Source organism: Sphingomonas sp. Leaf25 (assembly GCF_001421635.1).
Lineage (GTDB): Bacteria > Pseudomonadota > Alphaproteobacteria > Sphingomonadales > Sphingomonadaceae > Sphingomonas.
In genome coordinates this window covers 574716-599983 of record NZ_LMKU01000012.1, presented here as the reverse complement: position 1 = coordinate 599983, position 25268 = coordinate 574716, and the positions used below count along the sequence as shown (strand labels likewise).

Annotated in this window: 19 protein-coding genes; 7 read left to right on the top strand and 12 right to left on the bottom strand. The window is 67.0% G+C overall.

The features are described 5' to 3' along the window. A partial coding sequence (locus tag ASE78_RS07355; protein ID WP_235514905.1) for a TonB-dependent receptor domain-containing protein occupies positions 1–2130 on the bottom strand: 2130 nt, incomplete at its 3' end. A 110-nt stretch (positions 2131–2240) separates the two neighbouring features. Further along, on the bottom strand, positions 2241–3761 hold the full coding sequence (locus ASE78_RS07350; protein ID WP_056495054.1) for a tryptophan halogenase family protein: 1521 nt from the start codon (positions 3759–3761) through the stop codon (positions 2241–2243). Positions 3762–3954: 193 nt separating this feature from the next. Between ASE78_RS07350 and ASE78_RS07345 the strand changes: the two genes are divergently transcribed. The 3 genes from ASE78_RS07345 (at position 3955) to ASE78_RS07335 (ending at position 11476) form a co-directional block, all read left to right on the top strand. Then, positions 3955–6357: a glycoside hydrolase family 2 TIM barrel-domain containing protein gene (locus ASE78_RS07345; protein ID WP_056495049.1), complete on the top strand. Its 2403-nt coding sequence runs from the start codon at positions 3955–3957 to the stop codon at positions 6355–6357. Between the two features lie 77 nt (positions 6358–6434). Then, the gene (locus ASE78_RS07340) at positions 6435–8861 is read left to right on the top strand and encodes a prolyl oligopeptidase family serine peptidase (protein ID WP_056495046.1); all 2427 of its coding nucleotides are present in this window, start codon (positions 6435–6437) and stop codon (positions 8859–8861) included. Between the two features lie 107 nt (positions 8862–8968). Beyond that, positions 8969–11476 carry a putative bifunctional diguanylate cyclase/phosphodiesterase gene (locus ASE78_RS07335; RefSeq protein ID WP_056495044.1) on the top strand — a complete coding sequence of 836 codons (2508 nt, stop codon included), beginning with the start codon at positions 8969–8971 and terminating at the stop codon, positions 11474–11476. Between the two features lie 16 nt (positions 11477–11492). On the opposite strand, the gene ASE78_RS07330 is transcribed toward ASE78_RS07335, so the two are convergent. Continuing rightward, positions 11493–12431, bottom strand: coding sequence for a 2-hydroxyacid dehydrogenase (locus ASE78_RS07330; RefSeq protein ID WP_235514904.1), 939 nt, complete (start codon positions 12429–12431; stop codon positions 11493–11495). Between the two features lie 152 nt (positions 12432–12583). Between ASE78_RS07330 and ASE78_RS18625 the strand changes: the two genes are divergently transcribed. Beyond that, positions 12584–13327 carry a glycine-rich domain-containing protein gene (locus ASE78_RS18625; protein ID WP_056495038.1) on the top strand — a complete coding sequence of 248 codons (744 nt, stop codon included), beginning with the start codon at positions 12584–12586 and terminating at the stop codon, positions 13325–13327. A 68-nt stretch (positions 13328–13395) separates the two neighbouring features. Next, a complete protein-coding gene (locus tag ASE78_RS07320; RefSeq protein ID WP_056495034.1) occupies positions 13396–14679 on the top strand; it encodes a serine hydrolase domain-containing protein in 1284 nt (427 codons plus the stop codon). 5 nt (positions 14680–14684) lie between these two features. Here the strand turns inward: ASE78_RS07320 and ASE78_RS07315 are convergent, their stop codons facing one another. Both ASE78_RS07315 and asd read right to left on the bottom strand, forming a co-directional pair. Then, positions 14685–15374: a hypothetical protein gene (locus ASE78_RS07315; RefSeq protein ID WP_156351316.1), complete on the bottom strand. Its 690-nt coding sequence runs from the start codon at positions 15372–15374 to the stop codon at positions 14685–14687. A gap of 40 nt (positions 15375–15414) precedes the next feature. After that, complete coding sequence (asd, locus tag ASE78_RS07310; RefSeq protein ID WP_056495030.1) at positions 15415–16266, bottom strand: archaetidylserine decarboxylase; 852 nt, start codon at positions 16264–16266, stop codon at positions 15415–15417. A 233-nt stretch (positions 16267–16499) separates the two neighbouring features. Between asd and ASE78_RS07305 the strand changes: the two genes are divergently transcribed. Further along, positions 16500–16820, top strand: coding sequence for a hypothetical protein (locus ASE78_RS07305; RefSeq protein ID WP_056495028.1), 321 nt, complete (start codon positions 16500–16502; stop codon positions 16818–16820). A 69-nt stretch (positions 16821–16889) separates the two neighbouring features. Here ASE78_RS07305 and ASE78_RS07300 read toward each other — a convergent pair whose 3' ends face one another. Continuing rightward, positions 16890–17624, bottom strand: coding sequence for an SDR family oxidoreductase (locus tag ASE78_RS07300; RefSeq protein ID WP_056495025.1), 735 nt, complete (start codon positions 17622–17624; stop codon positions 16890–16892). A gap of 130 nt (positions 17625–17754) precedes the next feature. Between ASE78_RS07300 and ASE78_RS07295 the strand changes: the two genes are divergently transcribed. Further along, positions 17755–18081: an ArsR/SmtB family transcription factor gene (locus ASE78_RS07295; RefSeq protein WP_056495022.1), complete on the top strand. Its 327-nt coding sequence runs from the start codon at positions 17755–17757 to the stop codon at positions 18079–18081. Between the two features lie 18 nt (positions 18082–18099). On the opposite strand, the gene ASE78_RS07290 is transcribed toward ASE78_RS07295, so the two are convergent. The 6 genes from ASE78_RS07290 to ASE78_RS19495 form a co-directional block, all read right to left on the bottom strand. Continuing rightward, positions 18100–19155: a LacI family DNA-binding transcriptional regulator gene (locus ASE78_RS07290; protein WP_056495020.1), complete on the bottom strand. Its 1056-nt coding sequence runs from the start codon at positions 19153–19155 to the stop codon at positions 18100–18102. Next, entirely contained in the window at positions 19155–20636 is a 1482-nt protein-coding gene (locus ASE78_RS07285; RefSeq protein WP_056495013.1) for a tryptophan halogenase family protein, read from the bottom strand. The genes ASE78_RS07290 and ASE78_RS07285 overlap by 1 nt, the downstream gene beginning before the upstream one ends. Further along, positions 20633–21640 carry a cupin-like domain-containing protein gene (locus tag ASE78_RS07280; RefSeq protein WP_056495010.1) on the bottom strand — a complete coding sequence of 336 codons (1008 nt, stop codon included), beginning with the start codon at positions 21638–21640 and terminating at the stop codon, positions 20633–20635. The genes ASE78_RS07285 and ASE78_RS07280 overlap by 4 nt, the downstream gene beginning before the upstream one ends. Next, positions 21633–22340 carry a SapC family protein gene (locus ASE78_RS07275; RefSeq protein WP_056495008.1) on the bottom strand — a complete coding sequence of 236 codons (708 nt, stop codon included), beginning with the start codon at positions 22338–22340 and terminating at the stop codon, positions 21633–21635. Before ASE78_RS07275 ends, ASE78_RS07280 begins: the two co-directional genes overlap by 8 nt. Beyond that, on the bottom strand, positions 22333–23850 hold the full coding sequence (locus tag ASE78_RS07270) for a tryptophan halogenase family protein (RefSeq protein ID WP_056495005.1): 1518 nt from the start codon (positions 23848–23850) through the stop codon (positions 22333–22335). The genes ASE78_RS07275 and ASE78_RS07270 overlap by 8 nt, the downstream gene beginning before the upstream one ends. A 61-nt stretch (positions 23851–23911) precedes the next feature. Then, on the bottom strand, positions 23912–25268 hold a 1357-nt coding region (locus tag ASE78_RS19495), incomplete at its 5' end, for a TonB-dependent receptor domain-containing protein (RefSeq protein WP_235514903.1).

Here is a 25268-nt window from a genome sequence, read left to right as displayed (position 1 = left end):
CCCGCCGCTGTTGAGCCGGCTGGAGAATTCCACGCCGAACGAGCGATAGCCATTCGAAATGTTCGGGTCGTTGTTCGGTGCCGGATTGTTGATCCGGGTGAAGTCGTAGTTGTTCTCGGTCAGCGTCGAGCGGAAGCCGGTGACTTCGACAGAATAGGACCCGCCGAACACTTGGCCCCGCTGCTTCAGGCCGATTTCCTGCTGGTTGAGGAAGTTGACCGAGGTCGACTGCCCCTGCGCGTTGAGCGAGCCATCGGCATTGAAGTTGCCCGACAGCACCCGGCGATCGGCGTTGAAGCGACCGCCCCGGCTGACACGGCCGAACACGCTGGTATTGCCGCTGAAGGCATAGAGCGCGCCGAGCGACCAGCTCACATAGCTGTCGCTATAGTCGATCTTCTCGATCGTCCGGCTGAGCACCAGCGATGGGATCAGCGCCGATCCCAGTGCGTCCGAAACCCGCGTCGTCGGCCCGGCGACGCCGCCCTGCGCGGTGCCGTTACCGTTGACGGTATCGTAGCGGACGCTGGCGTCGAGGTTCAGCCCGCCGGTCTCGTAGCCGACCTGCAGGAACGGGGCGACATCGGTGTAGCTGAGATCGACGCGGCGCGCGCAGCAGCTTCCCCAGTTATCGTTGAACCCGGCCTGACCGGCGGCGGTAAGCTGCGTGCCGGTGGTCGAGAACAGGTCGAGCGGTGCCGCATTCTCGCCGTTCAGCTCGGCGAAGTTGCGGTTGACGTGCCAGTCCTGCTCGATGTTCTGCTTCATCACGAACACGCCGGTCGACACCGTCGCCTTGCCGCCGCCAACGTCGAACTTGCCGTTCAACGCCAGATTGTTGGCGAAGTTGTTCATGTTCTTCATCAACGTGTTGATGTTCGGATTGTTGTTCACATAGGCGCCGGTATAGACCTGCCCCTGGTTCGGCCCGGCGGCATAGCGCAGCGAGCCGACGACCTGTCCGTTCACGGTCGATCCGATGACCCCGCCGGCACCGGTACGCGACGCGACGTTGATGAACTGCGTAGTGAAGTTGCCGCTGATCCACTGGTAGCGCGCGACGTTGTCGAGCGTTAGCCAGTCGTTGACCTCATAATGGAACTGCGCGCCCAGCCCGGTGACGCGCGGATGGATGCCCTCCACCTCGGCGTTGCGGATGCCGCCGCCGTCGTAATCCAGATACTGGAAGCTGCGGTTGTAGATCGAATAGGACGATCCGTCGCGCCCGTCGAAGGTCGGCAGCGGCTTGAAGTCCGTCACCTTGTTGCCGTCGAGCGTGGCGATCGACGGGGTGGTGGTATTGGTCGGTGCCTGTTCGTCCAGCCGCTTGAAATACAGCCGCACGAAACCGCGCCCGTCGGGCAAATCCTTGGTGACGTTGGCCTTGATCTGGTAGCCACGCAGGATGTTGAACCGCTCGTTGGTCAGGCCGCCGCCGTTGCGGGCATAGCCACCGACATGGAAGCGCAGCGTATCGTCGATCGGCGCGCCGTAATCGAAATCGACGCGGTGTTCGCGGAAGCCGACGCCGTTCGAATAGGCGATCTGTCCGCCGGCCTTGTCACCGGTCTTGCTCAGATAGTTGATGACCGCGCCGGGCGCCTGGCTGGAGAAGGTCGAGGCCGAACCGCCGCGCACCGCTTCCACCCGCTGCACATTCTGGTCGAAGCGCAGCCAGTAATCGTTGTTGCCGAAGTTCATGTCGCCGAACAGGACGGTGGGCAGGCCGTCTTCCTGAAGCGCGACATATTCCGAACCGCCGGTCGACACCGGAATGCCGCGCACGCCGATGTTGGCGTTGCCGCCCGGACCGGCGGTGTCGCTGGGCTGGAGGCCGGGGATGTTGCGCAGCACTTCGGCTTCGGAACGCGGCGTGAAATTCTGGATCGCCTCGTTGCTGATCTGGCTGACCGAGATCGAGCTGCGGAAGCGCGAGCGTTCGCCGCTGCTGGCGGTGACGACGATCTCGTCACTCTGCGCGGCGGCGTCGGGCGTGTCGCCGGCCTGCACGGTCGCATCGGCGACGGCGGCCGGGGCGGTGGGCGCGGCCGGATCGGTCTGGGCGAGCGCCGGGGCGGCGACGAGCAAGGCGATCGTCGAGGTGCAGGCGAGCAGAAGCGTGGGTTTCATGGCAATCCCTCCTGATTCGTCCCACTGGCGGGGACGCTGTCGAGTGTTGGAATAGCAGTCTCGCAATCGTTTGCAATATAAATTGCAAAGGATTGCATTTATGTCTTTTGTTACGGCTGGCTCGCGCCGATCCGTTGCAGATAGGCGGCATGGCCCGGCATCGACCGCGCCATCGCATCGATCGCGCCGGCCAGCCGGTCGACGAAGCCGCTGCTGGTCTGCGCCCCAGTGGCATAGGCCAGGAGCGGATCGCCCCCGCGCGGATCATTGCCCTGGCCGATATGGACCGCGAGCCAGCTTGCCGGGCCGAACAGGTCCATGTCGCGCGCGATCAGCCGCCCGGTGCTGTGGAAATGGTCGATCTTCATCGCCAGCGTGTCGGGGATCGCCATCGCCGCGCAGTCGCGCCACAGCGGCGCATCGGCCCGCTGCGTCAGCTTGTAATGCAGGATCAGGAAGTCGCGGATACGTTCGCATTCGGTGATCGCGACACGGTTATATTCATCGACGACCGCCGGATCGAAGTCGCGCGTCGGAAAGAATGCGAGCAGCTTGGCGATCGCCGCCTGGATCAGATGGATGCTGGTCGACTCCAGCGGCTCCATGAACCCGCTGGCCAGCCCCACCGCCACGACATTGCGGTTCCAGAATTTGGTGCGACGTCCGGTCGTGAAACGCAGGAAGCGCGGGTCGCCCAGCGCCGGCCCGTCGAGGTTGGCCAGCAACGTCGCGGCGGCCTCGTCATCCGACAGGTGACGGCTGCAATAGACATAGCCGTTGCCGGTGCGATGCTGGAGCGGGATACGCCACTGCCACCCCGCCGCCCGCGCGGTCGACCGGGTATAGGGCGTCATGCCCTCACCCCCGGTGGCGCACGGCACCGCTACCGCCCGGTCGCACGGCAGCCAGTGCGTCCAGTCCTCATACCCGGTCCCGAGTGCCTGTTCGATCAGCAGCCCGCGAAACCCCGAGCAGTCGACGAACAGGTCCGCCGCCACCTGCCGCCCGTCGGCAAGCGTGACGCTGGCGATATGGCCGTTGTCGCCGCCCAGCGCCACGTCGACGACCGCGCCCTCGATCCGTTCGACCCGCCGTGCCTCGGCATAGCGGCGCAGGAACGCGGCGTAGAGCCCGGCATCGAAGTGATAGGCATAGTCGAACGTCGAGGCGACGCTGCGCGGATCGCCGACCGGCGGCGCGAACCGGCCGTGGCGTGCCGCGCCCCAAGCCATCGACAGTTCGTCGAGCGGAACGCGCGATCCGCCGGCTCGCGCCGCCAGCCAGTGCTGATGCACCGCCAGCAGGTCGAACGGCTTGCCGAACGTCCCGAACGGATGAAAATAGCGCTGCCCGGTCCGCGCCCAGTCGACAAATTCGATGCCCAGCTTGAAACTGCCCTTCGTCTCGCGAAGGAACTCGGCCTCGTCGATGCCGAGCGTCTGGTTAAAGACGCGGATCGGCGGAATGGTCGCCTCACCGACCCCGACCGTGCCGATCGCATCGGATTCGATCAGCGTGATCGTGCAGCCGCGCGGGATGGCATGGGCGAGCGCTGCGGCCGTCATCCAGCCGGCGGTGCCGCCGCCGACGATCGCTATCGACCGGATCGCAGTATCGGCAGCCTGTTCCATCGTGCATCCCCTTCCCGTCGCTCCGATGCTTTCCGCATCGTTTCCAGCAACCTATGCCGGCACGTCTGGCGTTGCAATCGATCGCAGCGGCGATGATCCGAACGGCTGAATCGAGCGTTGCGCTATCCCTGAATGTGGATCATCATCCCACATATAGATTCGGTTGGACGGACCGAGGTACGGAGAGGCAAGGATGATCCGATCGGGATGGCTGCTTGCGGCGGCGGCGACCATGGCGCTGACCACGCCGATGGCACATGGCGCGCCACGGACCGTGACGCCATTGGCCAACGACTGGCGCTTCGTTCAGGCCGATCCGGCCGGCGCGGAAACGCCCGAACTCGATGACAGCCGCTGGGCAACGGTATCGGTGCCGCACGACTGGGCGATCGCCGGTCCGTTCGATGCCAATGCCAAGGCGGCGGGCGAGAACGGCTTCCTGCCGAGCGGCGTTGCCTGGTATCGTAGGGCGCTATCGCTGACGCCAAAGGCGGGGCGACGCTATTTCGTCGAATTCGACGGGATCATGGAACGCAGCGGCGTGTGGGTGAACGGCCATCATGTCGGCTATCGCCCGATGGGCTATGTCGGCCAGCGTTACGACATCACCCGCCACCTGCGCGCCGATGGCCGCAATATGATCGCGGTGCGCGCCGATACGTCGGCGGCGCCGTCGTCGCGCTGGTACACCGGGTCGGGCATCTATCGCCATGTCCGGCTGATCGAAACCGACGACGTGCATATTCCGCAGGGCGGGGCGTTCGTGCGGACCGGTACGCTTGCCGCCGATCGCGCGGCGGTGACGGTCGGCAGCGACGTCGAGAACCTGACGGCGCAGGATGCGACCGTCCGGCTGGCGATCGTGCTGCGCGACCCGAACGGTCGCGAAGTCGCCCGCACGACGACCGCGCCGGTAACGGTCGCTGCCGGGCGTACCGCGCTGGTGCAGGGCGACTTGACCCTCACCGATCCACGCCGCTGGGATATTCGCGATCCCGCGCTCTATCGCGCAAGCGTGCAGGTGCTGACCGGCGACAATGCGGTGCGCGACGACGAGACGGTTCGCTTCGGCATCCGCGAGGCGCGGTTCGATCCCGCGACCGGCTTCTGGCTCAACGGCCGCAACTTCAAGCTGAAGGGCGTGGCGCTGCATCACGACGGCGGCGCGGTCGGCGCGGCGGTGCCGCTGGCGGTGTGGCGGCAGCGGCTGGGCGCGCTCAAGGCGCAGGGGGTGAACGCCATCCGCACCGCGCACAACGTGCCGGCCCCCGAGTTTCTCGACCTGACCGACGAGCTGGGCCTCATCGTGATGGACGAGCTGTTCGACCAGTGGAACGTCGCCAAGACGCCCGAGGACTATCACCTGTTCTTCGGCGACTGGCACAAGCGCGATACGCTCGACATGGTCCGCCGCGACCGCAACCACCCCAGCATCGTGCTGTGGAGCGCGGGCAACGAAATCCACGACACCGCCTATCCGGTGCAGGCCAAGGCGGCGCTGCGCAGCATCCTCGACATCGTCCATGCGACCGATCCGACCCGCCCCGTCACCATGGCGCTGTTCCGGCCGAACGTGACCAAGGATTATGACAACGGCCTTGCCGACATGCTCGACGTGGTCGGGCAGAATTATCGCGAGAACGAACTGATCGCCGCCAGCCGGCAGAACCCGAAACGCAGCATCGTCGGCACCGAGAATGCGCTCAACCGCAGCAACTGGCTGCCGGTGCGCGACTATGCTCCGTTTTCGGGCATGTTCCTGTGGACCGGCGTGGATTATCTGGGGGAGGCGAACCGGTCGGGCTGGCCCAATATCCAGAACCCGGCCGGGTTGCTCGACCGGACCGGCCGGCAGAAGATCGCCGGCATGGAACGCGAAAGCTGGTGGTCCGAACGGCCAGTCGTCCATGTCGTGCGCAATGCCGATCCGGGCGCGGCGGGACCGGCGACCGACGGCGCGGGCGGCCCCAACCAGCCGGCGCTGCCGACGATGATCGCGGTCGCGACACCGAAGCCCAAGGTCGCGCTGTTCGACGACTGGACCCCGGCCGACCGGAGCCCGCATGACGAGACGATCGAGGTCTACAGCAACTGCGCCCGGGTCGAGGCGCTGCTGAACGGCCGTTCGCTCGGCATGCTGCCGATCAACGCCGATGCGTCGCCGCGCCGTTGGCGGGTACGTTATGCGCCGGGCGAGGTTCGCGCGGTGTGCCGCGATGCCGGGCAGGGTCATGTCGCCGACATGCTGCGGACCGCCGGGCCGGCGGCGCAGATCGATCTCGTCGCGGATATGCCCTCGGTCGGCTCGACCTTTGACGAGCTGGGCTATGTCCGCGCGCGGGTGGTCGATGCGAAGGGGACGACCGTGCCCGACGCCGCGCACCGCCTGCACTTCGCGGTCGAGGGGAGCGGCACGCTGGTCGCGACCGACAATGGTTCGTCGGTCGACCACACGCCGTTCGCCTCGCCCGATCGCGCCGCGCTCGACGGCATGGCGGTCGCACTGGTGCGCGGGGCCGGACGCGGCCGGCTGCGCGTGACGGCCAGCGCCGACGGGTTGGCCAGCGGGAGCGTCACGCTTCGGACACAGGAGTAAAGGTGCGAACAGCAAGGGCTTGCCCCAGTCCACGCTAACGGACACCATGCACGCATCGTCAGTATCGGGGGTTGTTCATGGTTCGGAAAACGGCATTTCTGCTGTCGCTGCTCGCATCGGGCGCGGCATGGGCGGCGGATCCGGCACCTGCCTATCACCGCGCGCCCGATGCGATCGCGCGCATCCTCGACGCAGCCCCGACGCCGTCGGTCGCGGTCAGCCCGGATCATGCGACGCTGGCGATCCTTGGGCGGGAGAATCTGCCGTCGATCGCCAATCTGGCGAAACCGATTTTGCGGCTGGCGGGCTATCGCATCGATCCGGCGACCAACGGCCCGGCGGAGGTCCGCGTCCAGTGGCTGAACGCGCTGTCGTTCAAGAATATCGCCAGCGGCCGCACCGCCCGGGTGACGCTGCCGGCGGGCACGCGCTTCACCTCGCCCGACTGGTCGCCGGACGGGCGGCATCTGGCGTTCGTCGTGCAGGAAAGCGACGGGCTGGCGCTCTGGATCGCGGGACGCGATGGCACGGCGCGGCGGCTGGTGCGCGGGCTGAACGCGGCGTTCGGGTCGTCGTTCGCATGGACGCCCGACAGCGCGTCGATCGTCGCACGGCTGGTGCCGGCCGATCGCGGCGCGCGTCCGGCCGCTATCGATACGCCGACCGGGCCGGTGGTGCAGGAGAGCATGGGCCGCACTTCGGCGGCGCGCACCTATGAGGATCTGCTCAAGAACGCGGCCGACGAGGCGCTGTTCGATTATTATTTCACCGGCGTGCTCGGCCGGATCGACATCGCCAGCGGCACGCTCCAGCCGCTGGCGGCCAAGGGGATGTGGCGCAGCTTCGCCGTGTCGCCCGATGGCCGCTATCTGCTGACCGAACGGCTGAAACGCCCTTACAGCTATCTGCTCCCGGCCGGTTTCTTCCCGACCGAAGTGGCAGTCCAGCCGATGGCCGGCGGGGCAGGGGGCCGGGTGATCGTCGATCGCCCGCTTGCCGACGATCTGCCGGTCGATTTCGACGCGGTGGTGAAGGGGCCGCGCGAGGTGGAATGGCGCAGCGACGCACCCGCCACGCTGCTGTGGGCCGAAGCGCTCGACGATGGCGACCCCAAGGCGAACGTGCCGTTCCACGACCGGCTGGTGACGCAGGCCGCGCCGTTCGACGCCGCACCGGTCGAACTCGCCAAGACGGTCAAGCGCTACGCGGGGACGCTATGGGGCGACGACGGCTTCGCGATGATCGTCGATCGCGAATGGCGCACCCGGACCGAGCGGCGCTACGCCGTCGCCCCGTCGCAGCCGGGGACCGTGCGATTGGTGGCGACGCGCAACTATCAGGATCAATATGGCGATCCCGGCATGCCGATGGTCGAGGAGAATGCGGCCGGCAAGCCGGTGATGCGCTTCACCCCCGATCGCAAGGCGGTGTTCGTCACCGGCGACGGCGCGACCAAGGAAGGGGCGTTTCCGTTCCTCGCGCGGATGCCGGTGGCGGGCGGCGAACAGACCCGGTTGTGGACCGCCAGGGCCCCCTATTACGAAAGCGTCGTGTCGCTGCTCGACGACAGTGGCCGCCGTATCCTGACGCGGCGTGAAAGCGCGAAGCTTGCCCCCAACTATGTCATCCGCAGCGTGCGCGGTGGCGGTGCGAAGCCGATCACCGATTTCGCCGATCCTGCTCCGACCTTCGCGAACGTGACCCAGCGGACGATCACCTACAACCGGGCCGACGGCCTGCCGCTGTCCGGCACGCTGTATCTGCCCGCCGGCTATGACGCGAAGCGCGACGGGCCGCTGCCGACGCTGCTCTGGGCCTATCCGTCCGAATATACCGATGCCAAGGTCGCCGGGCAGACGGTCGATCAGGGCAACCGCTTCACCCGTCCGCGCGGCATCAGCCACCTGTTCCTGCTGACGCAGGGCTATGCCGTGCTCGACGATCCGGCGATGCCGATCATCGGCGAAGGCGCCGCCGAAGCGAACGACACCTACATCAAACAGTTGCGCGAGGATGCCGAGGCTGCGGTCGAGGCGGTGGTGAAGCTGGGCGTCGCCGATCGCGACCGGATCGCGGTCGGCGGGCACAGCTATGGCGCGTTCATGACCGCCAACCTGCTGGCGCACACCGACCTGTTCCGCGCCGGAATCGCCCGGTCGGGCGCGTACAACCGCACGCTCACCCCGTTCGGCTTCCAGGCGGAGCAGCGGACCTATTGGCAAGCGACGCCGACCTATACCGAAATGTCGCCCTTCACCTATGCCAACAAGATCAAGGAGCCGATCCTGCTGATCCATGGCGCGGCCGACGATAATTCGGGCACTTTCCCGATCCAGTCGGAACGGATGTACGCTGCGCTGAAGGGTAATGGCGCGACGGTGCGCTATGTCGTGCTGCCCAACGAACCGCACGGCTATCGCGCGCTGGAGTCCACCGGTGAGACATTGTGGCAGATGACCGACTGGCTCGACCGTTACGTAAAGCCCGCCCGACCGGTTAAATAACGGGTCACGCTACCCATTTTGCCGATCATACTTTCGGTGGTGAACCCCTGTTAACGTCTTTCCAATATGCTGCTCGTCGAACGGAAGGCGGCAGCGGCGGACAGGACGTGAAGCGCAAGATTATCTGGATCCTCGCGCTGCTCCTGCTGGCGTTCGGCGCATTGGCCGAACGCCCGACGACCACGGCGATCGCGCTGCACCACCCGCTGTGCAGCGCGGTGCTGGGCGATGGCGCGGGCGACCGCGCGGTGATGACCGCCTCCTATCGCTGCGGCGCGCAGGCCCCGACCGACAGCGAGGACTGGCTGTGGCTGCGGCTCGATACGCGCGGGCTGGGCGCGCTTCCGGCCGGCTGGCAGTTGCTCGTCGACCAGACGCGCTTCGACGAACTGGCGATCCTGAGCGTCGGGCAGGGCGGGGCATCCCGGTCGACCTGGCGGGCCGATGCGCTGGCCGGGCACTGGGCGCCGGGCGGCATGCTGCGCTTCGACATGGCCCCGCCGGGGCGCGAGGTGCGCGCGCTCTACCTCGGCTTTCGCCGGATCGACGACCTGTCGCTGATGCGCAAGGTCGGCGCGGTCGCGGCACCGGCGCAGGCGGGGGCCGACACCCGCTGGCTGCTGCTTATGGGCATCTTCGCCGGCACGATGCTGTCGGCATTGCTCTACAACGTCGTCATCAACACCGGCCGGCGCCACGCCTTTCAGCGCTGGTATCTGCTGTGGGTCGCGGTGTCGTTCGCCTATGGCATGACATGGACCAACATGTCGGCGCTGCTGCTGCCCGATCTGGTCGGGCCATGGGCGGTGCGGGTCGATTTCGTACTCGTCGGGCTGATGGTCGCGGCGGGCAACATGTTTTTCTATGCAGTGATCGAACGCGGCATGGTGCCGCGCGGGTTGATGCGGACCGGGCGGACGCTCGCCGTGCTGGGGGCGGCGCTGGGGGTCATGGCGGCGCTCGACCATGTGTTCCCGCCGGTGCCGGCCGATCGCTGGCTGAACTATGTGATCGCCGTGACGGCGGTGACGGTCGCCCTGTCGTGCGTCATCGCGGTCCGCCGCGGCAGCCGGGTGGTGTGGTTCTACCTGCTCGGCTGGGGGCCGGTGATCTTCGTGTTCGTCGCACGGCTGGTCCGCAACCTCGGCCTTACCGCGCAGAACGACCTGATCGACATGGCGACCTTCGCCGCGCTCGCCTTCGAGGCGCTGGTGCTCTCGCTCGCGATCGCCGACCGGTTCCGCCGGGTCCAGCGCGAGCTGGACGACGCGCGGCAGCGGCGCGCGGTGGACCATGCGGAGGCGCGGACGCTGCGCCATGCCGCGCAGACCGATTTCCTGACCGGTCTGGGCAACCGCGCCGCGTTCCACGACGCGGCGGGAACGCTTGCCGACCGGGGGACCGCGTTCGACCTGTATCTGATCGACGTCGATTTCCTGAAGGACGTCAACGACCGGCTGGGGCATGGCGGCGGCGATGCGCTGCTCCGGCTGGTCGGCGAGCACCTCGCCGCGCTGCGTACCGTGCTGCCCGACCTGCATTGCTCGCGGATCGGCGGCGACGAATTCGCCATTCTCTGCCCCGGCGGTCCGGCGGAGGCGGAACTGCTGACCGCGCGGCTGGACGCGCTGCAAGGCATCGCGTGGCGCTTTCAGGGACGCGAGCGTAGCCTGTCGCTCAGCATCGGGCGTGCCGATTTCCCCGCCGACGCCGCCGATGTCGATCAGCTCTACCAGAACGCCGATCTCGCGCTCTACAGCGCGAAACGGCTCGGCCGGGCGCAGCTCTATCGCTACGATCCGCTGCAACGCATCCTGCGCGATCTTCAGACCGAATTCGTTCGCGATGCCGATGCGGCGTTGCGGCGCGACGAATTCTGCCTGCACTATCAGCCGATCGTCGACATCGGCACGGGCGCGGTGCGCGGCTATGCCGCGCTGCTGCGCTGGGACCATCCGCGCCATGGCCTGTTGCCCCCCGATCGCTTTGCCGACGTGCTGGTCGCCGAACGGGTCGGGCTGCGGGTGCAGGAGCATGTCCTCGATCTCGCGCTGCGCCGGTTGCAGGCCGATGGCGACCGCATCGGTCAGGTCGCACTGACTTTCACCGCCGCGCAACTGGCCGGGTCACGCTCGGCGGAGGTCGTGCTCGACCGTCTTGCCCGCTACGGCGTGCCGCCCGCCCGGCTGTGCATCGAGATCACCGAAAGCGTCCTGCTCGACCGCGCCGCCGACGTCATCGCGGCGACGTTGCAGCGGCTTCATGCCGCCGGCGTCTGCATCGCGCTGGACGGCTTCGGGACGGGCGCGGCATCGCTCGCCCATCTGCGCCGCCTGCCGATCGACCGGATCAAGCTCGACCGGTCGTTCGTCGCCGGACTCGACGGCGATAGCGGGGGCACGCTGGAGATCGTGCGCGCCATCGTCGGGCTGGGCAGGGGACTGCGCAAGATCGTCGTGGCGGAGGGGGTCGAAACCCAGGCGCAGGCGCTGGTGCTGCGCGACCTCGGCTGCGATCTGGCGCAGGGGCTCCGCTATGGCCGGCCCGCGCTGCTGCCCGATGCAGTTGTCGCGCTGGAGGATCGGCCGACGCCGCGACAGGCCGGTGCGCGCTGATCCATCCCGCTGCGGCCTACTGCCCCCGGTTCAGGTCCGCCGTTTCGGGCACCGGGGTCAACGCCGGTTTGCCGTCGAACCACGCGATCAGATTGTCGACCACCAACTGCCCCATCGCCGCGCGCGTCGCCTGCGAGGCCGAGCCGATATGCGGTAGTAGCACGACATTGTCGAACGCGAGCAGGGCGTCGGGCACGTTCGGTTCGTCGTCGAACACGTCCAGCCCCGCCCCGCCGATCGTTCCGGCGTCGAGCGCGGCGATCAGCGCCGCCTCGTCGACCACGCTCCCGCGCGCGACGTTGATAAGCACGCCGTCCGGACCCAGCGCCGCCAGCACCGCGCCGTCGATCATATGGCGCGTTTCCGCCCCGCCGGGGACGATCGCAATCAGCACGTCGCACGCCGCCGCCAGCGCGACCGGGCTGTCGTAATAGGGATAGGCGACCCCCGCCTGCTGCGAGCGGCCATGGTAGGCGACCGATACCGCGAACGCATCGAGCCGCCGCGCGATCGCCTTGCCGATCGCGCCCAGCCCGATGATGCCGACCCGTCGGCCACGCAGCGTCGGCGACAGCGGAAACGGTCCGTCGGGCCAGCGCCCGGCGCGCAGATAGCGATCGGCCTGCGGAATCCGTCGTAGCGTGGCGAGCAGCAGGCCGACGGCAAGGTCGGCGACTTCTTCATCCAGCACGCCCGGCGTATTGGTGACGACGACCCCGCGCGCCGCCGCCGCCGCGGCATCGACATTGTCATAGCCGACACCGAAACTGGAGACGATCTTTAGCGCGGGCAACCGGTCGAGCCACGCCGCGTCGATCATCCCCGACAGCGTGCTGACCGCCATGCCGGCAATCTGCGGCCCGTGTTCGGCAAGGAAAGCGTCGGGATCGCTCTGTTCCCACAGGCGGTGGAGCGTGAAGTGGCGATCGAGCGCGTCGATGACGTTCGCAGGCATCGGTGCGGGCATGAGAAGCTCTGTTGCGGTCAAACGATCCTCCTTGGCGGGCGCGGTGAGTCGTAAAGAGGTACGAACGGGCGGCGGGGAGGTTTCGTCGGCGCGACCGGGTTTCACACAGCCGTAATAATATCCTACTAATATGATGGGACATGGAAACGAACAGCTCCGCGCATCGGGCGCGAAGGGTCCTCATCGGGAGGATCGAAACCCTGGCCATCGGCCGGAACGACGCGGCGCTCGGCTTTGAGGGGAGGCTGGCCGCAGAGAATGGATGGACGGCAACCTTCGCCGACCGGGTCGCCGCCGAATATCGCCGGTTCCTCGTGCTGATTGCGACCAGCGACGAAACGCTCACGCCATCGGATGCGGTCGATCAGGCATGGCACCTGCACATGGTCTATACCCGCGACTATTGGCACGGCCTGTGTCGCGACATCGTCGGGCGCGACCTGCATCACGAACCGACCTCGGGTGGCCCCGACCAGCGCGACTATTATCGCGACCGCTATGCCCGGACCCTCGACCGGTATCGCGCGACGTTCGAGGCCGAACCGCCCGGCGACATCTGGCCCGATCCCTCCGAACGTTTCGCGGGCGAGTTCAAACGGGTCGATCGTGCCGTAACGATCCTGCTGGGGACTGAAGCGACGACAGGGCTGGGCATCGTCGCGGTCGGGCTGGTCTTCCTGATCGCGCAGGGCATGGCCGCGTTTGCCGCCGTTCTCCTCGCGGTCGTTGCGGTCGGCGCGTTCATCGCGGGCGTCGCCTTGCGAACCCGAAGCTTCCGCCGCCGCTTCCAGTGGAACTTCGATGGCGGTGACGGCACCGGATCGGACGGATGTGGCGGCGGTGATGGCGGTTGCGGCGGGGGGTGCGGTGGCGGTTGCGGATGACGCCGCGTCGATTCCGGCTTCCCGCGCGCGGCCGATCGGGCAAGATGCGGCGATAAAGGGGAGAGTCGATGCGATATATCTTGGGCCGGATCACAACGGGCGTGGTGCTCGCGGCGACGTCGCTCGCGCCAGCACAGGCGCAGCGGCCGCGTGCGGTTGTTCAGCCCGCCGCCGCGGTATCGGCCGAACGGCTGGCCCGGCTCGACCGGGTGTTGCAGGCCTATGTCGATCAGGGGCGGATCGCCGGAGCGGTGGTGCAGATTCAGCGCGACGGGCGCACCATTCATAGCAAGGCGGTCGGCTGGCGCGACAAGGAGGCACGCGATCCGATGCGCACCGATTCGCTGTTCCGCATCGCATCGCAGACGAAAGCGCTGACCAGCGTCGCGGTGATGATGCTGATGGAGGAGGGCAAGCTGGTCGTGTCCGATCCGATCGGCAAGTATCTGCCCGAATGGAAGGCGACCACCGTCGCGGTCGCGAAAGCGGGTGGCGGCTATGACGTGGTGCCGGCCAAGCGGCCGATCACCATCCGCGATCTGCTGACGCACACCGCCGGTATATCCTATGGCGCGGGGCCGGCGGAAAAGGTGTGGCGCGACGCGGGCATCTTCGGCTGGTATTTCGCCGATCGCGACGAGCCGGTGGCAACGGTCGTCGCGCGCATGGCGGCGCTGCCGATGGCCGAGCAGCCGGGCGAGAAATTCGTCTATGGCTACAATACCGACATTCTCGGCGTACTGGTCGAAAAGCTGAGCGGGCAGACGTTGGAGCAGTTCCTGCGCGAACGGCTGATCGATCCGTTGGGGATGAAGGACACCGGCTTCTATGTCCCGCCGGCCAAGGCGAACCGGCTGACCACGGTCTATGCCGCCGATCCGAACGGCGTGCGGCGCGTCCCCGACCCCGGCGCATGGCAGGGCGGCGGGCATGTCGGGCAGGGGCATTATCTGCGCGGGCCGCGCGTGGCGTTCTCGGGCGGGGCAGGGCTGGTGTCGACCGCGCCGGACTATGCCCGGTTCCTCGAAATGCTTAGGCGCGGCGGCGAACTGGACGGGCGGCGGTATCTCGGGCGCAAGACCGTCGAACTGATGGTCGCCGATCAGCTCGGCGACATTCCCTATCAGCCGGGCATGGGGTTCGGGCTGGGCTTCAGCATCCGCACCGATCTGGGCAAGGCGGGCCAGCCGGGGTCGGTCGGCGACTATGGCTGGGGCGGGGCCTATCACAGCACCTATTGGGTCGATCCGCGCGAGCGGCTGAGCGTCGTCTACATGACCCAGCTTCTGCCGGCGGGCGACATCGACGATCATGCCAAGCTTCGGGCGCTGGTGTATCAGGCACTGAACTGACGCGGTTATTTCGATACGCGCTTCAGCTTTGCCTGCGCGGTGCCGACCTCGACCTCGATCGTATCGGCGCGGGGATCGAGCGCGATGGCGGCAAGGTCGAACGGCTCCTGATCGCTGGGATGATAGGTGAAGCGGAAGCTGTTCGGCCCGCCGGGCCGGACGTTCACCGTCTGCAATATCTTGCGGTCCGATGCTCGCACGATCTCCACCACCGCTGCGCCAGCCGGCTCGCCGGAACGGGTCGTGTGCCGGCCGTCGGACAGCATGTAGAGCCCGTTCGCATCCGCCCATGTCACGCCCAGACCCTCGGCCGGGCTGCCATCCGCGTTCATCGCCGTGACCGACAATCCCACCGACGGATCGCGTGTCGGAGCGCCCGCCGCCACCAGCCGGACCGGTCCGGGCTTGTTGTGGATATGGATATGCGGATTGTCGAGCGTCCAGAACCCCGTCAGGCGGACGAACTCCGCCTGATCCTTGCCCGTCGTGATCCGGTAGAGCGCGGTATGATCGGCGTTCAGGTGAACGTCCATTTTGAAATCGTCGTTCGCCTCCTCATAATGATACCGGCCGATCAGCACCCGCTCGTCGGCGATGAACGCCGGCCGGCTGTTGGAGGGCAGTTGCGCGGTGGCCGGTCCCGTGCCCGCGATGACGAGCAGCAGCAGGCAAGTCATTCGTATCATGCGCTTCATGTCGCACTCCCGTTCATCGCCTCCGGTCGGTCCGAAATGGTCAGGCCGGGCGATTGCCCATGGCCTCGCCCAGACGAACCTTCGCTTCGGGTGCCCAGCCCTTGTTGAACGCGATGGTTCCTTGCCCGAACAGCATCACGATCGTCGACCCGAGGAGAAAGCGGCCCATCTCCTCACCTTTCTTCAACACGATCTCCTGATCGGCATAGCGCCATTCGGCGGTCCGGCCGGTCCGCCGCGGATTGACGACGCCGTGCCACACGGTCGCCATGCTCCCGACGATGGTAGCGCCGACCAGCACCATGACGAACGGGCCATGATCCGCCGACTCAAAAATGCAGACCACCCGTTCGTTGCGCGCGAACAGGTTGGGCACGCCGCGCGCCGTGACCGGGTTCACCGAAAACAGTTTTCCCGGCACATAGATCATGCGGGTCAACCGGCCGTCGCAGGGCATGTGCAGACGGTGGTAGTCGCTGGGCGACAGATAGAGGTTGGCGAAACTGCCGTGACGAAAGCGCGCGGCCAGTGCAATATCGCCGCCGACCAGTTCGGTCGTGGTGAAGCGATGTCCCTTTGCCTGCACCATATGATGGTCGTCGATCGGCCCGAACTGGCTGATCGCGCCATCGACCGGACAGACGAAATCGGCGGTGGCCATCGGGCGCACCCCGGCCCTGAGCGGGCGGGTGAAGAAGTCGTTGAAGCTCTGGTAGCTGGCGATGTCGCTGTCGGCGGCTTCACCCATGTCGACGGCATATCTGCCGACGAACCAGCGGATCAGCCGCGTCGTCATCGCGCCGCCCCGTGCCCGGGCGATGCGGCCGGCGAAAACGGTCAGGCCCTGCTTGGGCAGCACATGCTGGAACAGGACTTTCAAACGATCGGACATCGGAACCTCGAAACGTCGCCGCTGTCGGGCAAGGGCGTGATCCGACAGCTTGGCCTGTAAAAATGCGGGGCAACGACGCGGTCCGTCGATACGCTTGTGGACAGGCTATCAGCACAAGGCGACAATGATAACCGAATACGCATCCGGTTGGGGGAAGCCCCGCAACGGCCGCGCCCATAGCGCGTTCACCCTGATGATCGCCACATCGGCGTTGCCGTGCTAATCCCGCCGACATGTCGAAATCCAGAAGCAATGCCGGAACCATCGAAGTGGACGGGGTCAAATATGACTGGCAACTGCAGCGCGAGCCGCATCTGTCGGATGACGAAGGGTGGAAGGGGATGACCATCGCGCTGGTCCAGCGCGATGCCAAGCGCGAGGCATGGGTGGAATTTCCCGCGCCCAAGCGACTCCTGAAGGGCTTGCCGCGCGGGCGTCTTCAGCTCGATGATGCGACGATCTCGCGCTGCACGCGCGCGGCCCTGTCGGCAGGGTGGGACCCGATGTCGCGTGGAAAGCCGGTCGTCATGATGGTCGACGCCGAAGGCAATTGAGCCGCTCCGACGGTCGCGCCGGGCACCAACGGCCCGTCCGGGTTTATCGGACGGGCCGGTAGCGGTTCTTCAGGCCGCTGCGCCGCCGTCGACGTTGAGCGTGGTCCCGGTGATATAGCCTGCATCCGGTCCGGCAAGGAATGCGACCGCGCCTGCGATGTCCTCGACGCTGCCATACCGACCAAGCGGGATGGCACCCATCATCTGCTGGGCGAACTCGCCGTCAGCGGGATTCATGTCGGTGTCGATCGGTCCCGGCTGCACGGTATTGACGAGGATATTGCGCGAGGCGAGATCCTTTGCCCAGCCGCGCGCCAGCGCGGCCACCGCCGCTTTGGTCGCGCTGTAGACCGCGGTCGCGGGGAACGCGACTTCACCCGAAATGCTGCCGATCAGGATGATCCGTCCGCCATCGCGAAGATGTGGCAGGGCAGCGCGCGTGCCGACATGCAGGCCCTTCACGTTGACGCCGAACTGACGGTCGAACATCGCGTCGGTATCGTCGGCGACGGTGGCGAATTCCGCCACGCCGGCATTGTGGACCAGGATGTCGATCCCGCCCAATGCGGCGGCGGCCTGTTCGACACCGGCACGCTGCGATGCGGGATCGGCGGCATCGGCCTGAAAGGCGAAGGCGGTGCCGCCCGCGCGCTCGATCGCCGCCACGGTAGCGTCCGCCGCGGCCTTGTTTCCGGCATAGGTGATCGCAACCGCCGCGCCATCGGCCGCCAGTCGTTTGGCAATGGCCGATCTGATGCCGCGCGATCCACCGGTGACGAGCGCATTCCTGCCCTGAAGCGACATAGATATTCTCCGAGATATGGTCCGCGATCACGGCGTCGTGCGCGGCTGGCATAACGAAAGATGGCGTGATATTTCGATAGTTCAATATTCCCGAACTATTAGATTGACAGCATCGCCTTATATTCCGTCCATGCCTCGCTTTACCCATCCCCGGCTGGAGGACGTCCCGCTCGATCTGGCGCTGCACGCGCTGGCCGATCCCAATCGGCTGGGCATGGTCGCTCGCCTCGCCGCTACCGAGCGGCTGAGCTGCGCCGGTGCGGCACCGTGCGACTCGATTCCCAAAAGCACGCTATCGAACCACCTCAAGCTGCTGCGTGCGGCGGGGCTGATCGAAACGACGCAGGTCGGGCGGGAGATGATTAACACATTGCGGCGATCCGAATTCGATCGGCGCTTTCCGGGCCTGCTCGACGCGGTACTCGCCAACCGGGCGAATCGCTCTGGCGTGGGGTAGCGGGTGCCGCTTCGAGGCTCAGCCGATGCTGCGCGGGGGCGAAGTCGAAGCCCTTACCGTCAGTTGGGCCGGCACCGACTTCGGTTCGATCGACAGCCTGGCGCCATGTTGCTCGGCGATGATGCGTTCCACCGCCTCGGCGACGACGGCAGCGATCGGTTGCGTCACGGCCGTCAGCGGCGGCGACGCATAGCGGGCGATCGGCGTGTCGTCGAAGCTGATGATCGACAGGTCGTGCGGCACGGCCAGCCCGCGTTCGATCGCGACGTCCAGCGTCGCGATCGCCATCTGGTCGCTGCTGGCGATGATGGCGGTCGGCGGATCGGCGGCATCGAGCAGCGCACCCACCGCCGTTCGGCCCGATGCGTAATCGAAATCGCCGGGTTCGATCAGATCGGCCGCCAGACCCGCCGCGTCCATCGCCGCGCGCCAGCCGGTGACGCGCCAGCCGCTCAGTTCATAATCGTCCGAGCCCTTGATGAAACCGATCCGGCGATGGCCGAGGTCGAGCAGATGGCCGGTCGCGAGGCGCGCCGCGGCCTCGTCGTCCATCGTCAGGCAGAATCCGGGACCCGGGGTCAGCGAACCGATACGGGCGATGCTGATCCCGCGCTTCGCCAGCAGGTTCAGGATCACCAGATCCTGCGAATGCGGCGGGGTCAGGATGACGCCATCGGGTTGCAGCGCGCCGATCGTCGCCGACAATTCGCGTTCGATATGGTCGCTGTGGGTATCGACCAGTTCAAGGATGAGGCGATAGCCATGCGCGCCGCAGGTCAGCATGCCGCCCAGCAGCATCTGATCGACCCAGTCGGTCCCTTCGCGGTTGCGCCACCCCGCGATCGTCCGGTCGCGATCGTTGAGTGCCAGGATCAGCCGCGATTTCGATCCGCCCATGCGCTGTGCCGCGATCAGCGGGACATAGCCCAGCCGGTCGATCGCCGCCTGCACCCGCTCCGCCATTTCGGGACGGACATTGGGTTCGTTGTTGATGACGCGGCTGACGGTCTGCAACGACACGCCGGCATCGGCGGCGACATGCTTGATCGTCACGCCCCCCCGGCGACGTGGCATCAGGGGCGGTCCGCCGGGCAGTAGCGCGCGAGATAGTCGCCATGCGGCGGCATCGTCGCGACGGTGTCGGCTACCTGCCGCCGGACCATCGACAACAGCCGGTCCAGCTCGTCATCGGTCAGCCTGGCCGCGATCGGATGGTGACGTTCCGGCACGATCCCCTGACCCATCATCACCTGCACCCAGCTATTCTCACCGAATAATTCCTCGTTGCGGCGGAATACCCGCCCGGTCTGGCGGAACAAGTCGATTTTCTGCGCGAGGCTGTTTGGTACGTCCATTGCGGAACATTGCCGCCAGAAGGGGGAGTCGCGGCGATCGGTGGCCTTGTAATGCAGGATCAGGAAGTCGCGGATCTGCTCCATGTCCTGCAATTGCTGGTCGTTGAATTCGGCGACGTCGGCCGGGCTGACCCGCGCTTGGGGGAACAGCCGCAACAGGCGAAGGACGGCACGCTGGATCAGGTGGATACTGGTCGATTCCAGCGGTTCCATGAACCCTCCCGAGAGGCCGATCGCCACGCAGTTGCGATGCCATTGCCGCCGCCTGGCTCCGGTGGTGAAGCGCAGGAAATTGGGATCGGTCCGCACCTTGCCCTCGACATTGTTCACCAGCCGGTCGAGTGCGGCATCGCGATCGAGATAGCGGCTGCAATAGACGATGCCGTTGCCGACCCGGTGCTGGAGCGGGATACGCCATTGCCAGCCGGCATCATGCGCCATGGCGCGGGTATAGGGCACCGGCGGAGCGACGCTGTCGGTCTGGAGCGCGATCGCGGCATCGCACGGCAGCCAGTGGGTCCAGTCGTCATAACCGGCATGAAGCGCGCCTTCGATCAGCAGCGCCCGGAAACCGGTGCAGTCGAGGAACAGGTCGCCGGGAAACCGCCGGTCACCGTCGAGCTGCAGCGCGGCGATGTCGCCAGTTTCCCCGTCCAGTTCGACCTGCGCGATCCGCCCCTCGATCCGCCGCGTGCCGTCGCGCTCCGCCATCGCGCGCAGGAATTGCGCATAACGGCCGGAATCGAGCTGATAGGCATAGTTGGTCGCATCGCCCGGCAGGTGCGCAAACCGGCCCTGCAACGCCGCGACCAGTTCGGTGCAATAGTCGTCATATGGCTGCGCGTGACCGCGAGTCAGGCCGTTCAGCCAGTAATGCTGGAACCCCGCCGCCCAGTGATCGCGGCCGGTGGTGCCGAACGAGTGGAAATAGCGACTGTCGGCGGTTTTCCAGCCGTCGAACAGGATGCCGAGTTTGAAGGTCGCGGCAGTGGCGGCCATGAATTCGGCTTCGTTGATGCCGAGCAGCCGGTTGTAGGTGACGAGCGGCGGAATGGTCGATTCCCCGACGCCGACGGTGCCGATCGCTTCGGATTCGACCAACGTCACCTCGACCATGCGGCCCATCGTCCGCGCGATGGCGGCGGCGGCCATCCAGCCGGCGGTGCCGCCCCCGGCGATCACGACGCGGGTGACGCTCATTTCGCCAACTGCCGGAGCAGGAAGTTGCGCAGGCGATCGGCGCTCGCGGCAGTCAGCGGGTCGAGCACGCCGCGCCCGCCCGGCGGGATATGCGCGGTGACGCCGTCGTCAGCGTCGAACACATAATGGTCGAACAGCGCCCGCCAATAGCGTTTCTGGTCGTCGGGCAGATCGCGGACGGCAAGGATCGCATGGTGCAGCGCGTCCTGCGGCTGGCCGAGCCAGCGCGGCTGGTCGCGCCACCAATAGTTCACGAGGATGTTGAACGGTGCCAGCCCCTCGACATGATGCCACCACAGCGCCGGGATATGGATCGCGTCGCCCGGCGCCAGTTCGGCGACCTGGGCATGGGCCAGCGCCTCGGCGAAACGGGGAAAGCGGGTGGGGTCGGGGTCGTCGAAATCGACCATCGACACCGCCCGGCCGGCCGGCGTGTTGTCGAGCGGCCCCAGGTGCAGGTTGCGGAACTGGTCCGGCGGGAACAGCGTGAAGCGGCGACGGCCCGCCGCGACGCAGGCGAGATTGTCGGGCTGGTCGTTGTGCGCGGCGATGCGGGTGCGCGTGCCGATCCAGATGCTGGCGAGCGGTTCGCGGGTGCCGAGATCGACGCGGTTCGCCTCGTCCAGCCCGTCGAAGAAGCCGCGCATGTCGATCGAGGCAAGATAGATCGGGCGCGGATCGTCGCTCGTTTCGCCCCGGCCGATTTCGCCAAGAACGTCGGGAAATTTGGCACGGACCGTCGCGAAGTTCATCGCCATCGCATCGTCGTAGAACAGCCGACCGCCGCTGCCGGGTCGTCCGACCGACACGGTGAACGGCACGTCGCGGTGATGGTCGACCAGATAGTCGCGGGCCGCCTGCGACGATCGCTTCGCCGCCTGCACCAGCGGCCAGTCGGCAACGAGGCCGCGCACCACGAACGGCCCGGTCGCGGTACGCAACAGATGGTCGAGCGCGGCGGCATCGGGGGCCGCCACTTCGGCGATGGGCGGCAGGTCAGCCACGCCGGTTCTTGCGCGCGATCAGGGCGGGGAAATTGGCGAGCGAGGCGAGCGCCATGTAGATCGGCAGCAGATGCCCTTCCGCGTTCAATTTGCCGAGCGTCGCCGCATCGAGTTCGGCCAGCCGTTCCTCGGCGATGGCATGGAAGCCGACCAGCCGGTTGGTCGCGCCATCGTCGAGCGTGACCTCCAGCGTGAAGGGTTCGAGCAACCCGTAGCGATCGAGCGCGTCGAGGAACGCGGCCGACCCGCGATAGCCGGCGTCGAGCGCGCCGAGACGTTCGAGCACGACTTCGAGATAGGGGGAGGGGCGGCCTTCGCGATCGAAGATGCGGACGCCGTCGTTTGTGGCGATGCGCGGGCTGGCAAGGTCGATCACCGCCTTGGGCGTCGCATCGGCACCGGGCGCGCCGCCGATCAGGAAGGGCTGAATATCGATCGATAGCGGCAGATAGGGGGCGTCCCAGCGACCGCCCTCGAGGAACAGGTTCTCGCCCGCGTCGAAGCCGAACAACGCCAGCGCGGCAAAGCCGGTCCGTTCGCGGTTCTGTCGGAACAGGATCGGGTAGCTCGCCTGCACCTGCCGGAATTCGTCGGGAACGATCAGCGCGGTCATGACCGCATCGCCGAGATCGGCCGAGCGTTCGCGGCGGACGCGCAGGTCGCGGTGCGCGGCCACGTTCAGCAGTTGATGGTCAGACATGGGCAATTCCGTTCAGATAGGCGCGATTGGTCGGCAGGCTGGCGGTCAGCGTCCGGGCGCGCTGGCGCACTTGATGCAGCACCGATGCGGTGTCGGGGCGAGGGCGCAGCGGGCCGATCGACGGGGGCGTCACGCCCATGCCGTACAGGACATATTGGTAGCTGGCCGCCGGAAAGATTTCGCCGGCCTGTGTGAAGTCGGCCGGCGAGGGCGGCTGGGTCCGCCATAAGGCCAGCAGGTCGCACAGCGAGGGCGGGATCGAGGCGGGATCGCGGTGCGCCCGCCAATAGGGGGAGTCGCGGCGGCTCGGCACGTAATGCAGCTTCAGGAAATCGACGATCCGGTCCCAGCGATAGCGGAACAGCGCGTCGAACCGCCGGGCATGCAGGTCCATCGCCGCGCGATCGGCCGGAAAACCGTCGAGCAGCGCGTCGAGCGACAATTCGATCAGCACGATCGCCGATGCTTCCAGCGGTTCGAGGAACCCCGCCGACAAGCCGATGGCAAGACAATTGCCGACCCAGAACCGTTCGCGATGGGCCGAGCGGAAGCGAAGCTGGCGAAACGACAGGCCGGCCGGATCGACGTGCGGCGCGGTCCGGGCGAGATAGGCGGTGAGCGTCGCCGCCGCGGCATCGTCGTCGAGGAAGTCGCTGGCATAGACGCAACCGATCCCGCGCCGGGCGGGCAGGCCGATGTCCCAGATCCAGCCGGCGTCGTGCGCGGTGGCGTTGGTCTGCGACGCGACCGGACTGTCCGGCGCCACCGGCACCTGCACCGCGATCGCGCGGTCGTTGAACAGGGTCGCGGTGCGATCGATCGTGCCGATGCGACAGTGACCGCCGATCAGCAACGCGGCCTGGCCGGTGCAGTCGAGGAACAGGTCGCCGGTGATCCGGCCGGTGTCGCGGGCGACGACGGCGGCAATATCGCCGTTCGCGGCCGGCTCGACGCCGGTCACATGATCGCGGATGTGGGTGACGTTCAGCCGGCCGACCGCGGTTTCGCGCAGCAGCGCGGCGAATTTGGTGGCGTCGAGGTGATAGGCATAGTTGAGCGCGCCGGCATAGGGCGGCATCGCCGGCTGGCGCGGGGCGAGGTCGTCGGCGCAGACATCGGGCTGGGCGCAGACATGGTCGGCGAACCTTCCGCGTCGCCAGTCGCGCAGCAGATCGGCGGCGGGCAGGTCGGCCGGGGCGGTGAAGGGATGATAATAGCGATCGTCGGCCGCGCCCGTCCGCCAGCCATCGAAACGCGATCCCTGTTTGAAGCTGGCGTCGGTGGCGCGCAGGAAGGTCGCTTCGTCGATGCCGATCCGGGCGAGCGTCCCGCGCATTGTCGGCCAGGTGCCCTCGCCGACGCCGATCGTCGCGATGTCGGGCGATTCGATCAACGTCACCGACAGCGGTTGTTGCGCCGAGGGGTCGGCGGCGGCGGCGATGCGGCACGCCGCCAGCCATCCGGCGGTCCCCCCGCCGACGACCACGACCCGCCTGATCCGACCGCTCACCGCTTCCCTGTCCTTGTTCGGGTTCCGGGCGGAGAGGCTCCGCCCGGAACGTTCGTGCGTATCAGAAGCTGAAGCGCATGCCGCCGGTATAGCGCGCGAAGCCCGGCTGCGCGAAGGTCACGAAGTTGTCGTTGCGGCGGTGGCCGCGCCGCCCTTCGCCGGTCAGGTTGATCGCTTCGGCGAACACGGTCAGGCCCTTGCGGAACTCATAGCTGATGCTCGCGTCGATCTGTCCGTACGCCTCGACATAGGTCGGGTTGGGGTTACCCCCGGCATAGAATTTGTCACGCCAGTTGTACGCGACGCGCCCCTGCAACCCGGCCTTGTCATAGAACAGCACCGCATTGGCGCTGTCGCTCAGCCCCGCCAGCGCGAACTGGCCGACATTGGGGTCGAGCGCATTGTCGAACTGCGCATCGCCGCGCACGATCGTATAGTTCAGGATCGCACCGAACCCGGTTTCCCAGAAGCTGTGCTGGATCGCGAATTCGAACCCGTCGATGGTGGCGGTCTGGTCCGAATTGAACGGCGTGCCGACGCGAAAGTCGACCAGTCCGTCTTCGGGCAGGCCCAGCACCCGGCCGGTGTAATAGCCGTTCACGTCGAGGATCGGGGCTCCGGCCGCGTTGCGCGCGACCTCGACGCCCTGCGTGAAGTTGCGCAGGATATAGTCGCGGATGCGCGCGGTATCGGTGGTGCCGGCCAGCGCCGCCTGCGCCGCGCGGAAACGGGGGCCGTCGGCCGGGTTGCGCAGATCGAACGCCGACCGCTCGACTTCCTGCGAATTGATGAAATTGCTCACCTTCTTGCGGAAATAGCCGGCCGAGACATAGCTGGTCGGCGAATAATACCATTCGGCCGACACATCGATATTCTTCGACAGGAACGGCACGAGGTTCGGATTGCCCTGCAACCCGCCGCCGCCGGCGATGCCGAACTGGCGGTTGAGCGTCAGGCCGCCTTGCAGGCTGTTATAGTCGGCGCGGGTGATGGTGTGGCTGTACGACGCGCGCAGCTTGACGTTGTCGAGCGCCTCGATGTCGAAATCGACCGCCGGCAACCAGTTGTCGTAGCTGCCCTTGTTGGGCAGAAAGTCGCTGTTCGCCGAATAGACGACGTTGAACTCGCCCGTGGCAACCCATGCCGTGCCGACCGGGATCGGCGTCAGCGAGGCGGAATTGACTGTCGTCTGGTCATAGCGGACGCCGGCGATCAGGTGCGAGCGACGGCCGAGCAGGTCGAACGTATTGTTGACCTGTACGAAGGGCGAGATCGTCTTTTCGGTGATGCGCCGGTCGGTGTCGAACCCGGCGAGGCAGTTGCCGTCGCCGCCGCAGATGCCGAAACGGCTGTCGAGCAGGTCGACCATCCGTTCGAAATCGAACCGGTAATAGGCGGGAATGATCCCGTCCTTCGCG

Coding starts and splice junctions, on each gene's coding strand:
- ASE78_RS07275 (WP_056495008.1), bottom strand. CDS start 22,340: ATGTCTGACCATCAACTGCTGAACGTGGCCGCGCACCGCGACCTGCGC.
- ASE78_RS07350 (WP_056495054.1), bottom strand. CDS start 3,761: ATGGAACAGGCTGCCGATACTGCGATCCGGTCGATAGCGATCGTCGGC.
- ASE78_RS07330 (WP_235514904.1), bottom strand. CDS start 12,431: ATGCCTGCGAACGTCATCGACGCGCTCGATCGCCACTTCACGCTCCAC.
- ASE78_RS07320 (WP_056495034.1), top strand. CDS start 13,396: ATGCGATATATCTTGGGCCGGATCACAACGGGCGTGGTGCTCGCGGCG.
- ASE78_RS07340 (WP_056495046.1), top strand. CDS start 6,435: ATGGTTCGGAAAACGGCATTTCTGCTGTCGCTGCTCGCATCGGGCGCG.
- ASE78_RS07315 (WP_156351316.1), bottom strand. CDS start 15,374: ATGAAGCGCATGATACGAATGACTTGCCTGCTGCTGCTCGTCATCGCG.
- ASE78_RS18625 (WP_056495038.1), top strand. CDS start 12,584: ATGGAAACGAACAGCTCCGCGCATCGGGCGCGAAGGGTCCTCATCGGG.
- ASE78_RS07345 (WP_056495049.1), top strand. CDS start 3,955: ATGATCCGATCGGGATGGCTGCTTGCGGCGGCGGCGACCATGGCGCTG.
- ASE78_RS07290 (WP_056495020.1), bottom strand. CDS start 19,155: ATGCCACGTCGCCGGGGGGGCGTGACGATCAAGCATGTCGCCGCCGAT.
- ASE78_RS07300 (WP_056495025.1), bottom strand. CDS start 17,624: ATGTCGCTTCAGGGCAGGAATGCGCTCGTCACCGGTGGATCGCGCGGC.
- ASE78_RS07295 (WP_056495022.1), top strand. CDS start 17,755: ATGCCTCGCTTTACCCATCCCCGGCTGGAGGACGTCCCGCTCGATCTG.
- ASE78_RS07305 (WP_056495028.1), top strand. CDS start 16,500: ATGTCGAAATCCAGAAGCAATGCCGGAACCATCGAAGTGGACGGGGTC.
- ASE78_RS07285 (WP_056495013.1), bottom strand. CDS start 20,636: ATGAGCGTCACCCGCGTCGTGATCGCCGGGGGCGGCACCGCCGGCTGG.
- asd (WP_056495030.1), bottom strand. CDS start 16,266: ATGTCCGATCGTTTGAAAGTCCTGTTCCAGCATGTGCTGCCCAAGCAG.